Origin of the sequence: Catalinimonas alkaloidigena (assembly GCF_029504655.1) — a bacterium.
GTDB lineage: Bacteria > Bacteroidota > Bacteroidia > Cytophagales > Cyclobacteriaceae > Catalinimonas > Catalinimonas alkaloidigena.
Map to the genome: position 1 here is coordinate 709,485 of NZ_JAQFIL010000001.1, position 19,005 is coordinate 728,489.

The 19,005-nt window shown below is 36.5% G+C and carries 18 protein-coding genes and 1 pseudogene; 16 read left to right on the forward strand and 3 right to left on the reverse strand.

Features of this window, described 5'->3' with window-relative positions:
• The first annotated feature begins 369 nt into the window (after positions 1–369).
• The 11 genes from OKW21_RS03010 (at position 370) to OKW21_RS03060 (ending at position 8,640) form a co-directional block, all read left to right on the forward strand.
• Complete coding sequence (locus OKW21_RS03010; protein WP_277477143.1) at positions 370–756, forward strand: DUF6678 family protein; 387 nt, start codon at positions 370–372, stop codon at positions 754–756.
• 143 nt (positions 757–899) lie between these two features.
• The gene (locus OKW21_RS03015) at positions 900–1,295 is read left to right on the forward strand and encodes a hypothetical protein (protein WP_277477145.1); all 396 of its coding nucleotides are present in this window, start codon (positions 900–902) and stop codon (positions 1,293–1,295) included.
• Between the two features lie 147 nt (positions 1,296–1,442).
• Positions 1,443–1,952 (forward strand): hypothetical protein, encoded by a 510-nt coding sequence (locus OKW21_RS03020; RefSeq protein ID WP_277477147.1) that lies wholly within the window; start codon positions 1,443–1,445, stop codon positions 1,950–1,952.
• 148 nt (positions 1,953–2,100) lie between these two features.
• On the forward strand, positions 2,101–2,454 hold the full coding sequence (locus tag OKW21_RS03025; protein ID WP_277477149.1) for a hypothetical protein: 354 nt from the start codon (positions 2,101–2,103) through the stop codon (positions 2,452–2,454).
• 149 nt (positions 2,455–2,603) lie between these two features.
• A complete protein-coding gene (locus tag OKW21_RS03030; RefSeq protein WP_277477151.1) occupies positions 2,604–3,185 on the forward strand; it encodes a hypothetical protein in 582 nt (193 codons plus the stop codon).
• A gap of 144 nt (positions 3,186–3,329) precedes the next feature.
• A complete protein-coding gene (locus OKW21_RS03035; protein WP_277477153.1) occupies positions 3,330–3,791 on the forward strand; it encodes an HAD domain-containing protein in 462 nt (153 codons plus the stop codon).
• Positions 3,792–3,926: 135 nt separating this feature from the next.
• Positions 3,927–5,705, forward strand: a complete 1,779-nt coding sequence (locus tag OKW21_RS03040) for an ATP-binding protein (RefSeq protein WP_277477155.1) — start codon at positions 3,927–3,929, stop codon at positions 5,703–5,705.
• Between the two features lie 82 nt (positions 5,706–5,787).
• The gene (locus OKW21_RS03045; RefSeq protein ID WP_277477158.1) at positions 5,788–6,435 is read left to right on the forward strand and encodes a hypothetical protein; all 648 of its coding nucleotides are present in this window, start codon (positions 5,788–5,790) and stop codon (positions 6,433–6,435) included.
• Positions 6,436–6,654: 219 nt separating this feature from the next.
• The gene (locus OKW21_RS03050) at positions 6,655–7,146 is read left to right on the forward strand and encodes a hypothetical protein (RefSeq protein ID WP_277477160.1); all 492 of its coding nucleotides are present in this window, start codon (positions 6,655–6,657) and stop codon (positions 7,144–7,146) included.
• A 91-nt stretch (positions 7,147–7,237) separates the two neighbouring features.
• On the forward strand, positions 7,238–7,696 hold the full coding sequence (locus OKW21_RS03055) for a hypothetical protein (RefSeq protein ID WP_277477162.1): 459 nt from the start codon (positions 7,238–7,240) through the stop codon (positions 7,694–7,696).
• 140 nt (positions 7,697–7,836) lie between these two features.
• Positions 7,837–8,640, forward strand: coding sequence for a hypothetical protein (locus OKW21_RS03060; RefSeq protein WP_277477163.1), 804 nt, complete (start codon positions 7,837–7,839; stop codon positions 8,638–8,640).
• Positions 8,641–8,732: 92 nt separating this feature from the next.
• Here OKW21_RS03060 and ltrA read toward each other — a convergent pair whose 3' ends face one another.
• Positions 8,733–10,013, reverse strand: coding sequence for a group II intron reverse transcriptase/maturase (ltrA, locus tag OKW21_RS03065; protein ID WP_277477165.1), 1,281 nt, complete (start codon positions 10,011–10,013; stop codon positions 8,733–8,735).
• A 1,547-nt stretch (positions 10,014–11,560) separates the two neighbouring features.
• Between ltrA and OKW21_RS03070 the strand changes: the two genes are divergently transcribed.
• The gene (locus OKW21_RS03070; protein ID WP_277477167.1) at positions 11,561–12,154 is read left to right on the forward strand and encodes an FEKKY domain-containing protein; all 594 of its coding nucleotides are present in this window, start codon (positions 11,561–11,563) and stop codon (positions 12,152–12,154) included.
• A gap of 262 nt (positions 12,155–12,416) precedes the next feature.
• A complete protein-coding gene (locus tag OKW21_RS03075; RefSeq protein WP_277477169.1) occupies positions 12,417–12,830 on the forward strand; it encodes a UPF0158 family protein in 414 nt (137 codons plus the stop codon).
• A gap of 126 nt (positions 12,831–12,956) precedes the next feature.
• Here the strand turns inward: OKW21_RS03075 and OKW21_RS32665 are convergent.
• Positions 12,957–13,091 (reverse strand): annotated as a pseudogene (locus tag OKW21_RS32665) (helix-turn-helix domain-containing protein); the annotation flags it as partial.
• Between the two features lie 183 nt (positions 13,092–13,274).
• On the opposite strand from OKW21_RS32665, the gene OKW21_RS03080 reads away from it, so the two are divergent.
• Positions 13,275–14,459: a hypothetical protein gene (locus OKW21_RS03080; protein ID WP_277477171.1), complete on the forward strand. Its 1,185-nt coding sequence runs from the start codon at positions 13,275–13,277 to the stop codon at positions 14,457–14,459.
• Between the two features lie 54 nt (positions 14,460–14,513).
• On the opposite strand, the gene OKW21_RS03085 is transcribed toward OKW21_RS03080, so the two are convergent.
• On the reverse strand, positions 14,514–15,065 hold the full coding sequence (locus tag OKW21_RS03085; protein WP_277477172.1) for a recombinase family protein: 552 nt from the start codon (positions 15,063–15,065) through the stop codon (positions 14,514–14,516).
• 219 nt (positions 15,066–15,284) lie between these two features.
• Between OKW21_RS03085 and OKW21_RS03090 the strand changes: the two genes are divergently transcribed.
• Both OKW21_RS03090 and OKW21_RS03095 read left to right on the forward strand, forming a co-directional pair.
• Positions 15,285–16,088 carry a hypothetical protein gene (locus OKW21_RS03090; protein ID WP_277477174.1) on the forward strand — a complete coding sequence of 268 codons (804 nt, stop codon included), beginning with the start codon at positions 15,285–15,287 and terminating at the stop codon, positions 16,086–16,088.
• 149 nt (positions 16,089–16,237) lie between these two features.
• Positions 16,238–18,886 carry a DEAD/DEAH box helicase gene (locus OKW21_RS03095; RefSeq protein ID WP_277477176.1) on the forward strand — a complete coding sequence of 883 codons (2,649 nt, stop codon included), beginning with the start codon at positions 16,238–16,240 and terminating at the stop codon, positions 18,884–18,886.
• Positions 18,887–19,005: the final 119 nt, after the last annotated feature.

Below are 19,005 nucleotides of genomic sequence, written 5' to 3' on the forward strand. Positions count from 1 at the left end.
AGAATTTAGATCAAAATTGCTGGATAGACTTTATCGGAAACATACATTGGAGGGGGTCAGAAGGAAATAATGATACAAGATAAAGCTCTTTAGGCTTCTTACTGGCCCAATTTAGACCACGAACGTCTATGCAGACATAAACATCATAGTCTAAATTTAAAATCAGGAAAAGGGAAGGAGCGGAGAAAATGATAGAACACCGTGCCCTACATGATAAAGATAAAAGGGGAGGCACTGCCTACAACATCCCGCTACCGGTCATACAACTATCAGGACGTAATAAAGCCAGCAAGATGAAGCAGAATATCTCATCAAAAAGTCACATCTTGCCTCTACGACCGGTAGCTATAACGTTATGTGCAATTAGAAATGAAAAAAACGGATTTTTTAACCAAGTTGATCTTTTCCAGACAATTAGTTTCTGTAATGAACAGAACTAAGTGGAAAGAATTAGCTGATGAGATGACCTCAAATCAAGATTTCAACCCTAAAGTCCGAATTAAATATCTAGAAGATGAATTGCCATTAGGATTCAGCCATTTAGATTGGGAATGGGTAAAATTTGGCGACTCAAGAGTAATTGAATGGATGGAAATTGATTCAGTTAAAAGAGAATACGTTGGCCGACTCATTGATGACAAAGAAAAAGATTACAGTGAATGGATTAGAAAAAGACTAAAAGCTAATTCAATTCCATTTGATGAGAGCGATGGTATTTTTCGGATTCTCGGTTATTTAAGCCCAACAAAAGAATAGTGAAAAAGCACATAACAAAACGCAGCCATCAGCCTAGCCAAAATGAGCTTGAACATTCATTGCTCCAAGCACGAAAAATGATAATTTGAAAGACAAACGCCAACTAGTCCGGCCGTTGGCTTGCGTTGGTCGTTGTAAAACATATGAAAAAAGAATACTTCATATTTGTTTTTCTGATTTTTGGATTTACATGTGCTGACCAATCTTGTAATCTGAAAGACGGAAAATATAAAGTAGTTTACGATAAGCAATTTTCAGGTTATGCGGAATCAGAATTTGTAATTATAGATCAAACTTTGATTGAATTAAAGAATAACCAAAAATCTGAATACAAGATTAATTGGATTGCGGAAGACCAATTTCGACTAGACCCGATTAATAAGGAAACAGATTCTTTGACAAGCATTCAAGAGGAATTGAACTCTTTGGGAGAGCCATATTATCAAATTACCGGATGCAAAGCTGGCGATATTATGTTTGAGTTTTACCGTAATCCACATATACTTATAAATTCTGGGAAACTAATTAGAAAAGATTAAATACGTTTTACAACATTATGCATCGGTCAGCCCTATTTGAAACGCACCTGGGAGTTTATTGCTCCAAGCACCATTTTGATATTCGAACAGAAAACGCAAACAACGCCAGGCCGTCCGCTGCATCGATCGTTAGCAGGCACTTAAAAAATGAGAGAATTAGATGATCCAATTTGGAAAGATTTGACTGGTGGATATCAAGTTCCTTATGATGCATCGGATGCTTTAAAGAGACTTGAAGCTTCTGCTGATGAAAAGGATGAGGAATTGATCTGGGAGGAACTCTGGAATGAATTGTATCATCAGGGAGACGTGGGAACAGCTTCTTTCTTAGCCATCCCCCAACTCGTTAGGATTTACAAGATAAAAAATAGAGCTTCTTATCATGTATTTGCTTTTATCACAACGATTGAATTAGTCAGGATCAATGATTCAATTCATCTTCCGGATGAATTTAACAATGAATATGAAGAAGCTCTCGATCGGATTCCGGAATTGATTGATCTGATAAAAGATCAGATTTGGGATTCGGTATTGGCAGCCAGTGTATTATCAGCCACCGCGATTTGGAAGAAAAAGTATAAGATGGCGGAGCTGATAGCTGAATTAGAAGATGATAATTTGACGGATTACTTATTGGATCAGATAAATGAATATTGAAAGCGCCTGCTAACAGTATGCAGCGCCCAGCCCTGTTAAATAGCGATTGAAAGTCGATCGCCCTAAGCACTATTTTTGCAACTTGAAAGAAAAACGCAAACAAGACCAGGGCCGTGCTCTGCATCGGTCGTTGTAGCCAATTTGAAAAATGACAAAGCGACTTCTTTTAATGTTCCTAGTTTTAATTGGATTTTTAGTATTCTGGAATAATTTCTATCCGAGATTTTCAGTTGAGGGAGTTTATGTCAGTAACAATACCAGACCGATAATCGAAGGGCCGAAATCCATAGACACTTTGACAATTTACAGTAACGGGACTTTTGAAAACGGATCTTGGGGGAAAGGAGAATATTCAATTGACGGTGACCAAATTCACTTTGACATAACATACGACTATGGAAAATTTGGATTCAATACATATTTATCAAGAACATATTTTATAGGTTCACCGAAAATCCAATTGGATTCAGATCTAGGGTTTTATTATGAAAAAATTAAATAAAAAAACTGGCTACAACAACACCTAAAGCTAATGCGGCCATTTCGTCTTCGGTAGACACTGACACGGTTGACGATGACGATCTCGGTTCTTTAGGAATTTACGGAAAGCCGCACTAGCTTTAGCCAAACCGTTCTATGCCATTGAAATGAATGAAAGGATTGAGAATAGAGATAAATGAAATTCCACTTCCCCAGAAGAGTTCAAAAATAGGAAGCCTATTCGGAGGAGGACTCTTGATTTTGATAGGTATCCTGTCACTTCCTTTGATTTTAATTTTTTGGATCGGTGGAATGATTATCAATCTCATCCCATCAAGAAAAGCAGTCACTGTTGCCAATGATTGGCAAACTATCGTTTCTGATAACCATTGGATATTAAAATTTAGATGGATTAACGTGGATGATTTAGCAGATTATTTATACGGTTACTTTGATACTCAACCCTTAATTGAATATTGGTCCGATCCTGAAATAGATTTCTTTCAAGGCTACTTTACGGATTTCAGATTAGAAAGAACGGATGGTATTTTTGTTCAGAAAGTAATCCACGATCCAGCAAACAAGGAAGTGCTGTCATTACCGGTATGTTTTTTCAGTTATCTAACGAAGGAGGTGGAAGAAATCAGAGACTTGAAGGATTATGAATTTGATACCAAAGGAAATCCGGATGACTTCATGATTTCGGCCATTGGAGACGGACACGAACTACAGATTCGATTGAAAAGAGAGTGAAAGCGGCATAGAACATCGTGCAGCCCTCAGCCTAGCGATGATTAGCTAGATTGTCTGTTGCGCCAAGCAGGGAAATTGATACTCGTAAATTAAACTGCAAACAAGTCGGCCGAGGGCTCGCACTTGTCGTTATACCCAATTTAAATGAGAAATGCGATCATACTTGATCTGGATGGAGTCTTGATCACGACACCGAAATGGAAAGCGGATGCAATACATGCTGATGGATATTCAGATTTTAATCGGCATGCAGTAGATAACCTCAATTTGTTATTAAAAGATATCTCGGCTGAATTATGGTTAAGTTCAAGCCGAAGAATAGGAAAAACGATGGATGAATTTAGGACCATATTTCATAATCGGGGAATAGAGAGTAACTTGATTGGATTTCTGCCAGGCGATGAACTAGGAATACAAAGGAAGATTGAGGTAACTAATTTCTTGGAAAATGAATCGTTCATAAACTTCTTGATCATTGATGATGATGCTTCCCTGCATGGATTGGAATTAGAAAAAAAGAAGTACTGGATAAGAACAGATCCCCATCTGGGATTTGATTCCAACAAATTAGATGAGGCGAAGGAAAAGATAAAAAACTGGGTATAACACTGCTCAGCCCTCACCCTAGCAATATAAATGCTAGAACATTAGTCGCTCTAAGTAGCGAAAATGATAAATGAAAGTAAAACAGCCAACAAGCCGGGCGACGGCTGCGCTTATCGTTGGCAGTAATTAGAAAAAATGAAAATAACACTTAAAGCAGACCACAAGTCGATTAAAGAACGAATAGATTTTGAATTACCAAATTTTTCTGTTTTAACCGGTAAAAATGGGAGCGGTAAAACTCATTTACTCGAAGCTCTTGCCAATAAAGATTTGACAGATGTAATTGTTAATGGGGCAAAAATTAAAAATGCAAGATATATTCCTTTCAACGGCCTAAACCCCAATATTCAGGAAAATTGCGATCCAGACACAATTACAAAGCATATAAAAAATGTTTGGAAAGAATATGAAAGAGCAAAAAATCAATCAACCAGAAGAGGGCAGCAAAATGTAAACAATGAAACAGTTCTCAATCAAATTAATAACCAACATATACGGAAGCATTGTGCTAAAGCATTAGAAGAAACTGGCAAAAATTATGATGTCCTCACAGAAGACGATTTACAAGACTCTTTTGACATTGCCTTTATGGGCCAAAATGATTTTTTTACGGCACAATTTGCATTAATCTTTAAAAATTACCACAAACTTTGGCTCGAAAATCAAGAGAATAAATTTTACGAATCACAAGGTATCGCAACAACATCATCGGTTTTAACTGATGAGGAGTTTTTAAATAAGAATGGAGAACCACCATGGGAATTCGTGAATAAGATTTTAGAGGAAACAAGTATTCCCTATGAAGTAAATAGCCCAATGGGCAGTAGGAAAGACACTTCGTTCTCCTTTAAACTAAAGGATAAAGTGGAGGGTTTTGAAATTAGCTCTGCTAATCTTTCAACTGGTGAAAAGGTTTTAATGTCATTAGCTTTGGCAATTTATAACACAGGTGGTGAACAAGGAAAACCTGAACTGTTGTTGATTGATGAGCCAGATGCTGCATTACACCCTTCAATGACAAAAAAGATGGTTGGTGTTTTAAAAAAGAATATTGTTGAAGAAAATAATATTCCAACAATAATAACCACTCATTCACCAACTACTGCTGTTGCGGCAGAAGGAATTTCTATTTATCAGCTTGAAAGAGGCAATAATAATCCTAAAAAAATACCCACACAGAAAGCTGTAGAGTTGTTATCAGGAGATATTCCGTTTTTAAAAATATCAACAGAAAGAAGACGTCAAGTTTTTGTAGAAAGTAAATATGACGTAATCTACTATGAACTCTTGACTAACATTTATGGTCGTATAGAAACTTTCCCATCAGAACCAATTTATATTCCAGCAAGAACTTCTAATGGTTCTAATTGCACTGATGTTATAGAGGTTGTTAATAGTTTATTTTCTAATGGAAATGACCAGATTTATGGAATAATCGATTGGGATCTAAACAATCCTTCTACGAATAGAATTATTGTCCTTGGCGATGGTGAAAGGTATTCCATTGAAAATTATTTGCTAGATCCTTTATTAATGGGGATTCTGATGTTAAGAGAAAACAAAATCCCTGTAACTGATTTTGGAGCAATCAGTGTATCAAATTACCCCCAATTTGGACAATTGACACAAGGAGATGCTCAAGTCATAATAACTAAAGTATTAACTGATTTGGGATTACAATCCGCAAATACAGTGACCTATAAATCTTTTAATGGTTGGGAGTTAGAAGTTTCAGAAGAGTTTAATAAGCATCAAGGTCATGATCTAGAGCAGCTATATAAGTCAAAATATCCTTTTTTGAACTCTTACCAAAGAGAAGATGCTTTGAAGAAAGATGTGATTGAAAAAGTAATAAATGATTACCCTGACTTTGCACCAATTGCACTTAGTAAGGTAATAATGAAAATAATATAACATACCGCCAACAAAGTGTATAGTGCATACCCTGCGGGATACGCACCATACACAGAACGTTGTGGTGCATTAAAATGAAACAGTGAAAACAAAGAAAATCCGCGGACATAAAAGAAGATGGAATGATATTGACCATTGGGTTGAAACTCATAAGAATCTCGACTTGGACTATTTGAAAGAATACCAAAGAGATTATGCGAAAATTCGAGTTCACCCTTGGAGCGGAATTTCTTTGACTAATAGCCAAACACCCGAACCAAAAGGACAAACAAAGACCAAAATTATAAGTGGACTTATTGAAATTTATGATTCTTGGAAAAGGGAATTGGACAAACTTGGCGAAAATTATTATTTGAGAATATGGCTCTTTGAACCAAGGTTTGCTAATTCTCAAGTTGTTTGCGCGATTGGAGACTATTTAGACTTTTATGAAAACACATTTTTCAAACCAGAAGATTCGAAGAAAATGAATCCCGAGAATTATGGAGCATTGAAAAATGAAATTGAAAAGTTTAATTGGGAATATAGGCTTGACGAAGATCACTTTGATAATAGTGAGCCAGGTGCTCCGGACTTATACGCAACGATGGCGGACTATGAAGAAAGCAAAATGTATTTTAAAAAAATGCTAAAGAAACCGCACAGGACAACGAAATTTAAAGAACCGATTGGAGAAGCCACAGAATCATATTCATTTAAGAAAGGAGTTGTTTGGCTTGGAGAAAAATAAAAAACGACACCACAACAAGGTGTATAGCCAATAGTGCATTTAGAGATAAATTGAAAGTCCCGTTCTTTGAGCAGGCAGCGCCAAAACAAAGTTTTGACGTTTAACAAAAAAGAAAATTAAAAGTAAAAACGTTTGTTTTGGCTTTGTGGTAAACCGAAAGTGATTTGCTTTGAACCTGCCCTACTGTCCATACACAGAACGTTACAGCCCATTATAAAAATGATAATCACAGGACTGATAAAATTTACAATTGGATTAATAGGTTTACTATTGACGTTCGTTTATTTTATAGTTGCGGTAGCCAATAAGAACAAAAGAGAAAAATTCAAAACTGCAGCCAAGGTGTTCTTTTCAACAGCCGCTTTTGTGATAATAATCAGCGTGATTGAATTTTTAGTTTATCCTTCTAATAGTAAATCGAGTGAAATAATTTTGGAAGCATATCGTGAAGCTCCAATTGGTGGTATTTGGCTAGCCCTGTATGAAGATAAAACATGGGAATTAGGCAATTCGTCGAGAGAAGTAAGGATAAAAGGTCAATATCAAATTTCTGGAGACACATTGATAATTATTGCTGATCAAGAAAATGAAATAAATGCTGATGTTAAAAGAACATTTGTTATTGATCGAGAAAGATTAATAGAAACTACTAAAACTGGCATTCATTCCTTGGAAATACTAACTAACAAAATAAATGAAAACGGGCTGTAACATCGCTCAGCCACCATACTTCGGCTAAAGCCTTCGTCGTCGGCTGCGCAAACGTTATCTACAAGGTAAATATAATACAGAGAGAATTTTCATGAAAAACCTGAATCTCGTTCTAATGCTCTTTCTGACAATATGCTGCCTAACAGTTAACGCACAAAATAAAGAAATCACAGGTAAAGTGATTTGTTCAGACTTTCCTAGTAAGGATGATTCAACTGAACACGAATTTTGGAACGGGTCTGGAGCCGTGATATTTGGGAATGATTCAATTCGATTGGGAACGGCAAACAATAACGGAGAATTTAAACTCTCAGTGACTGATAACATTCACTCAATCAGCGTTGGTTGGGTTGGCATGTACCCTGAAAAAATTGAATTGACCGGCAATTGCAAATTTCTTGAAGTTATATTGCTACCTGACGTGATCTACGATTTTGTAACGTATAAAAAAGAACAAAGACTAAGAAAGAAGGATCGGAAGGTGCTTCCTGATTTGTACAGAAAAGCTTATGAACAAGGAATATTTAAAAATGAAGAACCCTGTAGATAACATTGGCTAGCCACAACCGGGCGGAAATAAGTGCCTGAAAGCTAGTCGCTCCAACGGTAGAAAATTGTAAATTGAAAGAAAAATACCAACAAGGCCCGGTATGATGGCTAGCCTGGTCGTTATGTGGCATTTAAAAAAACATGAGACAACTATTCATAATATTCACTTTGATTTCATTTAATGCTTGTTCACAGGACAAGCAGAAGAATGATATAGATGTAAATGAATTACCTGAAAGAATTCAATACATAAACAATCCTAACTCAAATGACACTCTCTGTATATCTGAAATTGAAAGAGCAAAAAAAGATATTGATAATGGAAAGATTGTATTTACACAAAGTGCAGGGTTTCTTTTCGGAGACATTCGATATGAAAGAGAACTGAGAGAACTCTGCAAGGAAAATGGACTTGTATTTGACTTTGATTTAATTGGTTGTGTTGTATTTGAAGGTCAAACTCAAGGTTGTTATGGAGATTACATGGATAAAATAATCATCGACAAATATGGAATTGACTTCAAAGAAAATCTTCATAAAGAAGCAGATAGTCTTTTTCTATCTCGGACACAATCAGAAAATAAACTTGTAGAATATTGGGATTGTGACGAAAGACCAAGACTGCCGAATGAAACTAAAAGAACAAGTGATTACATTCCAAGTATAACTGTTGACAGTCTTGATATAATAGAGAAAAAAGGAAATTATGGTGGTTGGCCATTCTTTGACCTAGGGTTTACTGTAGAAAAGGATAGTACAATTTCAGGGTTTTATTCTCGCAACTTTGTAGCTCAACTTGAAGAAAATGAAAAATATAAAAACGAACTTTTTGAAATTGCTGTAACACACATAAAGAAGAAATACCCGACTTGGGTTCCTGGAAAAGTCAATGGTGTGCCAGTAAGGACAAAAAATAATGTTCGAATATTTATAAAAAAAGAATAAAAAACGCCACATAATCGAGTAGACGGCTGACAGTCTCTGACTGCCAGTGCGCCTCTCACACCACCCGGCATACGGTCCTCGTACCGGGCGGTTCATTGAATTTCAGGACTGAGTTTCTGGTAATAGCTTGCCATCTGTTCATAACCTCTTTTTCTTAGGCGTGCAACAGTAATTGTAGTTCCAAGTATAGGGCTTTGGGCCACTGCCCATCCTCCCATATTGGTTCTGCTCCAGGCATAAGCCTGCCCTTGTTTTACGCCTAATCTAATGAGGTTTTTACGCTTTCTTTCCGGCTTTTTCCAATCATGCCATATGCAATACCTGAGGCGGTTTCTTAGCCATTCATCCAGTGATTTGAGCTTGGTATAAATACTTGCCAGTCGGTAGTTGTTTACCCAACCCCTGTACACTTCATTTATTTTGGCTATTCTTTCCTCAAAACTATAAGGCAGTGTTTTCTTGGTCATTGCCTTTAGTTTGCGCTTTAGACTTGCCCAACTGCTCTTCTTGGCAACCAGTTGATATCTACCTTTTTCTCCTTTACGGTAAGTTGGTACAAACCCATGACCTAGTAATTCAAAGTCCGAAGGTCTACGTATACCGCTTTTTTCTGGGTTAATAGGTAAATCCAGCTTATCTCTTAGAAAGAGATATGTTTCGTTTCCTATCTTCCTTGCCTCCTCTTTTGTCTTAGCGTAAATACTAAAATCATCGGCATACCTGATGAACCGGTATCCTTTAGATTTCAGATGTTTATCCAGTTGGTCTAACAGTATGTTAGATAAAAGGGGGCTTAGGGGACTTCCTTGTGGCATTCCTTTTCTGCGCTTATGAAGCTTCCCATTGATTAAAATAGGAGCCCGTAGCCACTTGCGGATTAGCCATAAGGTAGTAGGGCATTTAACTTTGTTGTAGATGAGTTGCAGTAGCTTATAATGCTGGACTTCATCGAAGAAACTCTTCAGGTCTATATCCACAATATCCTGATATCCATCATTGATGTGTATCAAGGATTTCTGGACTGTCTGATGAAGGTTCTTGTTAGGGCGGAAGCCATAGCTTTCTTCTTCAAAATCTAGTTCGAATTTGATTGCTAATTGTTGACTTACCGCCTGCTGAAGCCATCTGTCAACTACTGTGGGCACTCCCAGCAATCTGGTTTTGCCATTCCCTTTGGGTATCTCTACCCCTCTGATAGCTTGCGGTACATACGTCCTGTTCAGGATAGATGTCACCGTGGATACACGGTGGTAATCCAGGTATGAGCGTAGCTGATCTACCTTCATGTCATCTACTCCTGGTGCCCCTTTATTACCTACCACTTTGCGGTAGGCTCTGTACAGGTTTTTCGGTTGTAGTACTTTTTCTATCATCTTTTGTTCTGTCCTTGTCCGCTTAAGGGAAAGCTATCTCGTCTTAAGACGACATTCTGACCCGAATTTGGACGCAATTCAATGTTCGGTCCTTCGCTGTTCTGTGAGACCTCAGGGGTATGGTATTCGCAATCCCTGCTCGTTCATCCAGCTACTATGACCTCTGTCGGCAGCCGACGCTGTGACTTCTCAGATATCTGTTAATATCTGAGACCTCCCTCGGTAAGGTAAATACCCCGCGCCGCGTCGGCTTGTGCCTATTCCTGCTACATCTACTATTTCGGTGCTGGCCTCTTTCGAGGAGTTGGACTTCGGTATCATGTGCTACCTCATCCGACCTCATAGCCTCGGTATGTAGTTTCTGTTCGTCAGTACAGACACCGCAGTCTGGCCGCTCGGCGGTCCGATTACTTCAGTTCCAGAGTCACCTCTGACAACCTTGCCGCTTGCTTAGCTTGGGGTAACGACTCCCCCGCCTACGGGACTATTTCCTGGTGAACATTACACCAGAACTTTCACCCTTTGGGACGTCCTTTTAAAGAACTATATTTACCATTCAAGGCACACACAAAGCATATAGCTTATGGCGGGTGAACGGCTGCCAGCATGGTTTTCGCTCCGTAGCCAGCTTTGGTTTCGCGGGACAGGAAAGTGCTTCGAAACCGCCACAAGCCATATGCAAACCGTTAGTGCGCCACGAAGTGGTGCCATTCCAGTGGGTGAAAATCCCCCCAAGGTAATTGACTGTTCACCTTGAAGAAAAACAAACAGTCATGCCCGTGAGGGTATTGCTGAAGCTTTGTTCTTTCAAATAATCAAGCTGTAATGCGCAAGCGTGGGGGCGGCCCCCCGCAACCCATAGTAGCTTCGAGAGGTGTACCCGTAGTTTGGGGAGAGTGTTAACGGTGTCTGCGAGACCCGCTTGAACCCTGCCATACTAAGAGGATTAACAGTCACAAGAATCTTAGTAAACTGCCGGAGTCCTAGGGATAGCGTGATTATAGATGGAATGGGATTAAACGTGGGAGATCTGATTTTCTGTAAGATAGCCACTTACAACTCTCTGCTATAAGTATAACGAAGTGCAGAAGGGGGAAGGTCAGAAGTCGGAGGGGCACATAGTACTGTAGATGACAGAGACAACAAAACTCTGTTGGAGGGAAGGTGCCCTACTTTGAAAGCGCTCATATAATTCATTGATAGTTGATACTGGCTTAGTCCTATACGGTTAACCTTCTTGCTTGTCAAGTCGAATGTGTCAGATGAGATTAAAAGGAGCTATAGTTTGAGCCAAATATGGGGATACAAGTTGAGGGGTGTTATAGCTAAATACCAAAACCGAAACTTGTAGACATGTATGCACGCTTAAACCTGAATTTCATCGGTAAGCCGGGGCGGCCCCGCCGGATGAGGGAAAACTTCAAGTCCGGTTTGATGAAGGTCGCCATGAAATGGGGTCACTGATAGTCTACAGAATTTGCTATCTTTTAGTAAGTTTAACGGTGGGCTATCAGGGCCTACTCTACTGCAGCAGTAAAAAAAAGAATTTGAAAACTATTCCGACCATATTACTTATTTTGATGTTCTGTGCTTCATTTGCAGTTGCTCAGACCGATTCAAAAAAATTATGGATTTCTGGTAAGGTAAAAGTATTAGCAGGTTTGGAAGTTGTAGATCCTTTGGATGCATTCGCAGAAATAGAACAACTTCATAAACTTGAACTGATTGATCCTCTTGGAAGATTCAGATTTGATTATTTAATGCCTGGAGATTATAAGATCAAAATACATGGTCTGGGTTACTCAACTTTGGATACCTTAATTAGCATTCGAAAGGAATCTGTCAAAGATTTACAATTATTGATTGTAGCCGATTGCGAGGTAAGCCGAAAAATGGCTGAATTAGACATTAAAAACGGTAAACCGAATTTACTACTCATCGGTGGTATTGCACCTGTAGTCTATATGGATCAATACAAATTTGAGGAGAAATATGATATAGAATATAAGGATTATGGTTGTACCCCACCGGCTCAGGAATGTGTAGAACAATACAATAAAAGAATCTTCGAGCATTTGGACTCACGATACGGTAAATCATGGAGAAAGAAAGTGAGAAAGGATGTTATTGGATTGAAATAAAGGAAACCGCTGCATAACATCGGGCAGCCTTCAGCCTGGCATCAGTGAGCCTGAACATTTATCGCTCCAAGCACGGAAATTGATAACTGAAAGATACATGCAAACAATCTCGGCCGTCGGCTCGCCCTGGTCGTAGAATGCTTCATCGTGACCTTGATACTTTATCAATTGAAGCATTAAGAAGTAAAATAAATAGGTAGATTAAATCTACATGTTTCGCATTTTAATGCGCCATATTCTAATCGTTTTCAGCATCTAACAAATGAAATTGACGGATGAACATATTGCAGAAATTGCAGAACTCCTTGAAAGTGGAATGATTTGTTTCTTTCATCGAGAAAATGGAACGATTGAATTTCATCCTGATCAAAGTGATCTCTACTATGATCCGGAACCTTGGCAAGACATTATTGATAAAATTGAAAATGATTGGGACAATTACAACCAATTTGTAAAAATGGACTCGAACCAGGGGTTTAGAGTAATGGAGGAATTTGCTTATTCAATATCTGATTCAAATTTTAGGAGCAGCTTACTCAACCGTCTCTCCGGAAGAAAACCTTTTCAGAACTTTAAAATTTTAATAGATGCCTCTGCCTATCGGCAAGATTGGTTTGACTTTAAAAAGAGAGCCTATATCAAATGGGTTGAACAACAAATTGAAATAGATACTTAATAGCTGTGCGTAACAAAAACACAGACTGATATGCAAAATCTCAAAAATAAAGATGATACAGCGAAGAAAGGTTGCCTGAAATCGCTTCAAACAACAGCGGAAACCTTAATTACTACTGTATAGCTCTTAATGTACTTTTGAAGTCTTCACATATTTATAAAGTGTGGGCTTGGAGATATTCATCATCTGGCAGATCTCTTTTACTGATATGCTGTCATCTTTGTATAACTGCATCAGAAGTTTTTGCTTGTCTTTGGTGAGTGCTTTAGGTCTGTCCCTTGTTTTGCCTCTTTGAAAAGCACATCAATCATTGAATAAAATATACATCAATCAGTGAATTTTTTATGCCAAAAATACCATGTTAAAATAATTTATTTAATAATTATATTGATATATTTACAATTTATTATACTAAAAGTAAATTTAATTTATCAATAAAGCAGTATGTGGCGAATTTCCTTCCTAATATTTTCAATTTTTTTATTTCAAGAAGCAAACTGTCAACTTATTAATGCTACAATTCATTTCAAGACAGACAGTACAAAAAACCTGAAGCTTGATAAGCAAAGTTTTTTTTCTGATCATCTTTTAATAACAAAGGAAGGAAAGAGAATTCCAGTTGAGAGTGTAAATCAAATAAGCATAGCTGACATTACATATTTTCCAGAGGTTGTTTCTTATCAGACTCATGACTCACTTCTTTTCCTAGAAAAAATAGTGGATGGAAAATTAAGCTTATATATTACCCCAAGACAGTCTCAGGATGTCTCTTTCATTTTGCAGAAGAAAGACAGAGCTATAGTCCTCAAAAACGCACGAACACAATATAAAGCAGTATTACGAACAGTGAGTAATGACTGTTCAAACATAAATGATGAAGATATAAGTAGAGTAAAGCTAAATTATGAGTCAATTTACGAGTTTGTAAACTTTTATAATCAATCTTGTGGCTGGACTAATTTTAAAGAAGAATTATCATCCAACTCAAGGTTTCAGATAAACACTAATGTACTTATAGGATATTCTAGTTCGAAGTTTGAGTTAAAGGATAGTTTTATGAGTCCCTACTTTTTTTTCGAACCAGATGAAAAATTAATGGTAGGAAATAGGCTTTTTTACGGTGTCGGACTAGACCTGAAATTTAAAAGATTAACAATTTCCAATAATTTAATAATTGAGAATTTTCGTTCAGATATAGCATACCAAAATGTAAAGGAAAAGTATGCTGGAACTCTGAATATTTATGATATAAAGTCACAGTTTCATTACAGTTTCACAGACCTTCGCAATCAACTTTCATTTCAATTACATTTTCTTAAAAAAGGTGGTTTTAGTGCTTTTGCGGGCTTAGGAGCAAGTATAAATTATATTTTGATTGATCAATCATCCTACACATACAATGGTACTTATACTAATTACTTAGATGGTACTGTCACTTACGATGAACATAAAGCGATTCCTATCCAGAAAAGATTAAGAGGAACTATATTTCCGTATATAGGCATTGATTTCAACCGAGTAAGTTTGAAGTATCAAGTAATACTCAATGGAGGGTTTGTAGAAGAAATAGAAATGCCACATCTAGAAAACAGATTTCTCCTTTCATATGCTTTTTTTAAAATGAACTAGTATGTTAATGTGGTTATAATAAAAATCCTCGGATTAAGTATTATAAACTTTTGCTTAGCCAACTTTCAAATACTTGTAGAGGGTAGGTTTGCTAATCCCCATCATCTGGCAAATCTCTTTTACTGATATGCTATCATCTTTGTAAAGCTGCATCAGGAGCTTTTGCTTGTCTTTGGTGAGTGCTTTAGGTCTGCCTCCCATTTTTCCCCTCGATCGTGCTGCCTGAAGACCAGCCATAGTTCTTTCACGAATCAGGTTTCGCTCAAACTCGGCCAGGGCACCGAACATATGAAACACCAGCTTACCGGTGGAAGAACTTGTATCAATGGATTCCTGAAGGCTTACTAACCCTATGCCTCTTTCTTCCAGGTAACCTGACCAGTTGATGAGGTCTTTGAGCGAACGGCCCAGGCGGTCCAATCTCCATACCACTAATGAATCTCCTTCTCGGAGTTGTTCTTTCACCTTTTCCAAACCAGGACGTAGCACAACAGATCCGCTGATGGTATCAACTATGATTTTCTCACAGCCTGCATTCGCAAGTGCATCTTTTTGAAGGTGTAAATTCTGATCTATGGTAGAAACTCTGGCGTAACCTATTTTCATATCTCAAGGGTTAAAATACCCTAATTTATAGAAAATAACTTTACTTAGATTTTTTAACACATTTTCTTTACTATATTAAGAGGCAATACGAGGGAATTTGGAGGGTGTGCACTGAATACGCTCACCAGTAAGTTAAACCTTCGTTTATTTTACGGTATTGCCAGATAGTCAACATTCAAGTTTCTAAATAAGTGTTTTAAGAAAAATTAGGTAAAAAGAATGACTCTGCTTGTTTCATGGATTGGAGTTGATGATAAGAAAAATGGTAAAAGTGTAGCTTCACTATATATTGCTTCAGATAGCAGATATAGTTGGGGGAAATATGGAAAGTATGATTATGGAATAAAAGTTTTTGGATCCACTCGTTATCCTGATATTTTTGGCTTTTGTGGTGATGTTTTATTTCCTTCAATTGTATTCGGACAACTTATTCCTCAAATAGATTCTGGGTTAATTTTTAATGATTCTGACATTGGTGAAATCAAAAACAAAAAGTTTTGTGATTTTTTAAGAACTTCATTAGAAAGTTACCCTAAAGAGCAATTAGCTGGTTCATTTACTATACTGCATGGAACAAGAATAAGTAAAGAATTTAAGTGTTATAAGACTACTTACAGCACTCTATATGGATTGAAAAATATAGAAATAAGACTCCCTAGCTTTTCTACAAAGGTTTGTAGTGAAGGTTCAGGTAAAAATGAATTTGATAAAAATTTTGCGATTTGGGAAAGTGAAAAACATAATAATCATAGGACAAGCAGAGGTGTTTATCATTGTCTTATTACAACTCTCAATAACATAAAAGATCTTCAAACTGGTGGAAAACCGCAAATCGTTGGATTATATAGGGTGAGTAATATGAGGTTATTTGGTATCGTTGACAATGGACAAAAGTACATCTATGGTAAAGAAAGCTCAGAAAACATATTCTCCTCTACAGTTGAGTGGAGAAACGAAAACTTTGAAAGAGTTAACCCTGAAACAATGAAGTTATTCACTGGTGCACAGCGCCAGCCAATATAAAGACGCAACTCCCTGGCTCTCCACTAGCATATTTTATAAGTTTCATGGGGAGGTCGAGGTGTCTAGTAACTTGGTTATTTTACCAAGTTACTATCAGGGTAGTTTTATTGTCTAACTGTGGTGTAATTAGATAGCACATCCATATCTAAATGGAAGGTCCTGGGGCAGAGCCAGGCAGCATTATTTCTCATAGATATTACAAGGTTTACACTTCACAAAACTTTGATAAAATGGCCTTCAAAACTGTTAAAAAGAAAAGTGACAATTATGATGATATAGAATCATTGTTCAGAGACTTACCCACTCACGATATTCAATCTCTATATTCTCATCAAGCAGATATTATAAGGGACTATCAGGAAAAGGCTATATCTAAAACAGATGTAGCAATTGAGCTTCCTACTGGTAGTGGCAAAACTTTAGTAGGATTGCTAATTGCTGAATTTAGAAGAAGGAAGGATAACTACAGAGTTTTGTATTTATGCCCAACGAAACAACTTGTAAATCAAGTAGTTGAAACTTCTAATTCTTCATATGGAATAAAATGTATTGCATTTACTGGCTCACACAGGTATTTTAAAGAGAAAGATAAATATGCTTATAATAATGGGGAGGCAATAGCAGTAACAACTTACTCCTCTCTTTTTAACATAAATCCTTGGTTTGAAAAGCCTAATATTATTATACTCGATGATGCACATACATCAGAAAACTATATATCTTCATGTTGGTCATTATCTGTTTTTAGATCTAGGGATTCTAATATTTATAGAGCTCTCATTGATACAATTAAAGATAATATATCATATGCTAGCTATAATAAGCTTATTAATGATGATTTAGACTACTTTGATAGAGATTTGGTCGAGAAATTTCCAAGCCCAAAGCTTTTTCAAGCGAAGGAACGTATATTTGATTGTCTATCTACTTATTTAGATGATCATGCAGATTTAAAATATCAGTGGTCTATGATAAAAGACCACTTAGATGCCTGCCAGTTTTATTATTCTTGGAATGAAATATTAATTAGACCCTTAATACCACCTTCTTTATCAAATAAGCAATTTGAATCTGCAGCTCAGAGAATATTTATGTCTGCAACATTAGGAAAAGGAGGAGACTTAGAAAGAATTACAGGAATAAATAGCTTTTATAAAATCCCTATACCAGCAGGGTGGGAAAAACAAGGTTTGGGAAGAAGGTTTTTTATGTTTCCTTCTCTTAGTTTAGAGCAAAGTGAATTAGTGAGATTACTAGAAGAATTTTTAAAGCTTAATAATAGAACCGTTTTTTTGGTTTCAAGTGAAGATCAAGTTAAGAGTTTACGTTCACAAATTAAATCTATTGATTCAAATATAGAATTTTTTACAGCATATGATATTGAAGAGTCTAAATCAAACTTTGTAAATTCTAAGAAAGCCGCTATCGTATTGGCAAATAGATTTGATGGAATCGATTTTGCAGGAGATCAGTCAAGGCTTTTGTTTTTAATAGGACTTCCTTATGCTTCCAACTTGCAAGAAAAATTCTTGCAATCAAGAATGAATGCTTCAATCATCTTCAATGACAGAAATAGGACAAGGTTAATCCAAGCTATAGGAAGATGTACAAGAAGCCCAAAAGATTACTCAGCAATTTGTGTTTTCGGTGAAAAGGATTTATCGGAATGGCTTTTATTGAAAAATAAAAGAAAATATCTTCATCCTGAACTCCAGGCAGAAATTGAGTTTGGGATTGACAATAGCAGTGATATAGATTTTAATTCATTTTTCGACAATTTTAGAGAGTTTATCAATCAAACAGACGATTGGAAAAATGCAGATAGAAATATTATTGAGTTAAGAAATGATGCAATTCAAACTAATTTAGAAGGCGCTGACCAACTTGAAAAAGCAGCAAAACATGAAGTAGACTTTCAATATGCATATTGGTACAAAGATTATTTAAAGTGTTTCTCAATTGTAGATAATGTTATTTCTAGTTTGGATGGTGGTCCCGAATTAAGAGGATATAGGGCTTTTTGGAATTATCAAGCTGGTTCCATAGCTCACTTACTCTTTATAGACACTCAAAAACCGATTTATAAAGAGACTAGCGAGAAATATTTGGAAAAACTGGTTAAAATATGCCCATCTGCTACATGGTCCAGATTTATTACTAAAATTGATTCTGAAAGCAGTATTGATACTAATTTAATTTCAAATATTGAATATTTACAACAGTTTCTAAACTGGAAAAAAATTAGCCAAACACAGTCATATTTTAAGTATTTAAAAAATATTGAAGAGTTCATCAATAATAATGATTTGGAAAATATGAACCTTCATGTTGGGGAATTATTAGGGTTTAAATGTGAAAACCCTGGTAGCAATGCTGCACCTGACCCTTACTGGATATCTAGTGACGACTTAATCATTGTATTCGAAGACAAGTTATATGAAAATTCAGATGGAGAAATATCTGTTGAGCATATCAGGCAGGCAACTCATCATGAAGATTGGATTAAAGAAAATGTTAAGGAAGTAAGCGCGCAGTGTAAAATCATTACGGTTTTCGTTAGCAACCGAACAAAGGTAACCGAAGAAGGCAGGCTTTTTGGTAAAAAATTAAAATATTGGAATTATTCTGACTTCAAAAACTTTTGTATTGAAATAATTTCATTAGGCAGAGAGTATTCAAGGTATTACAATGGGGTAAATGACAGTAATTGGAAAGACTACTTTATTGATGAGTTTCTTAAAAGAAAGTTAAGCCCTGCTGAGATAATAAAATCTTTAAGAGATTTTGATTCATTGTAGAATTCAAGAAGTGCAATAGACATTATTTTGAATGACTAAGAGATCAAACCAGTAACAATTCCTTTTCTTTTTAGCATCGTTACATCAAACGAGCACAAACTATCCTAAATCACATCCAG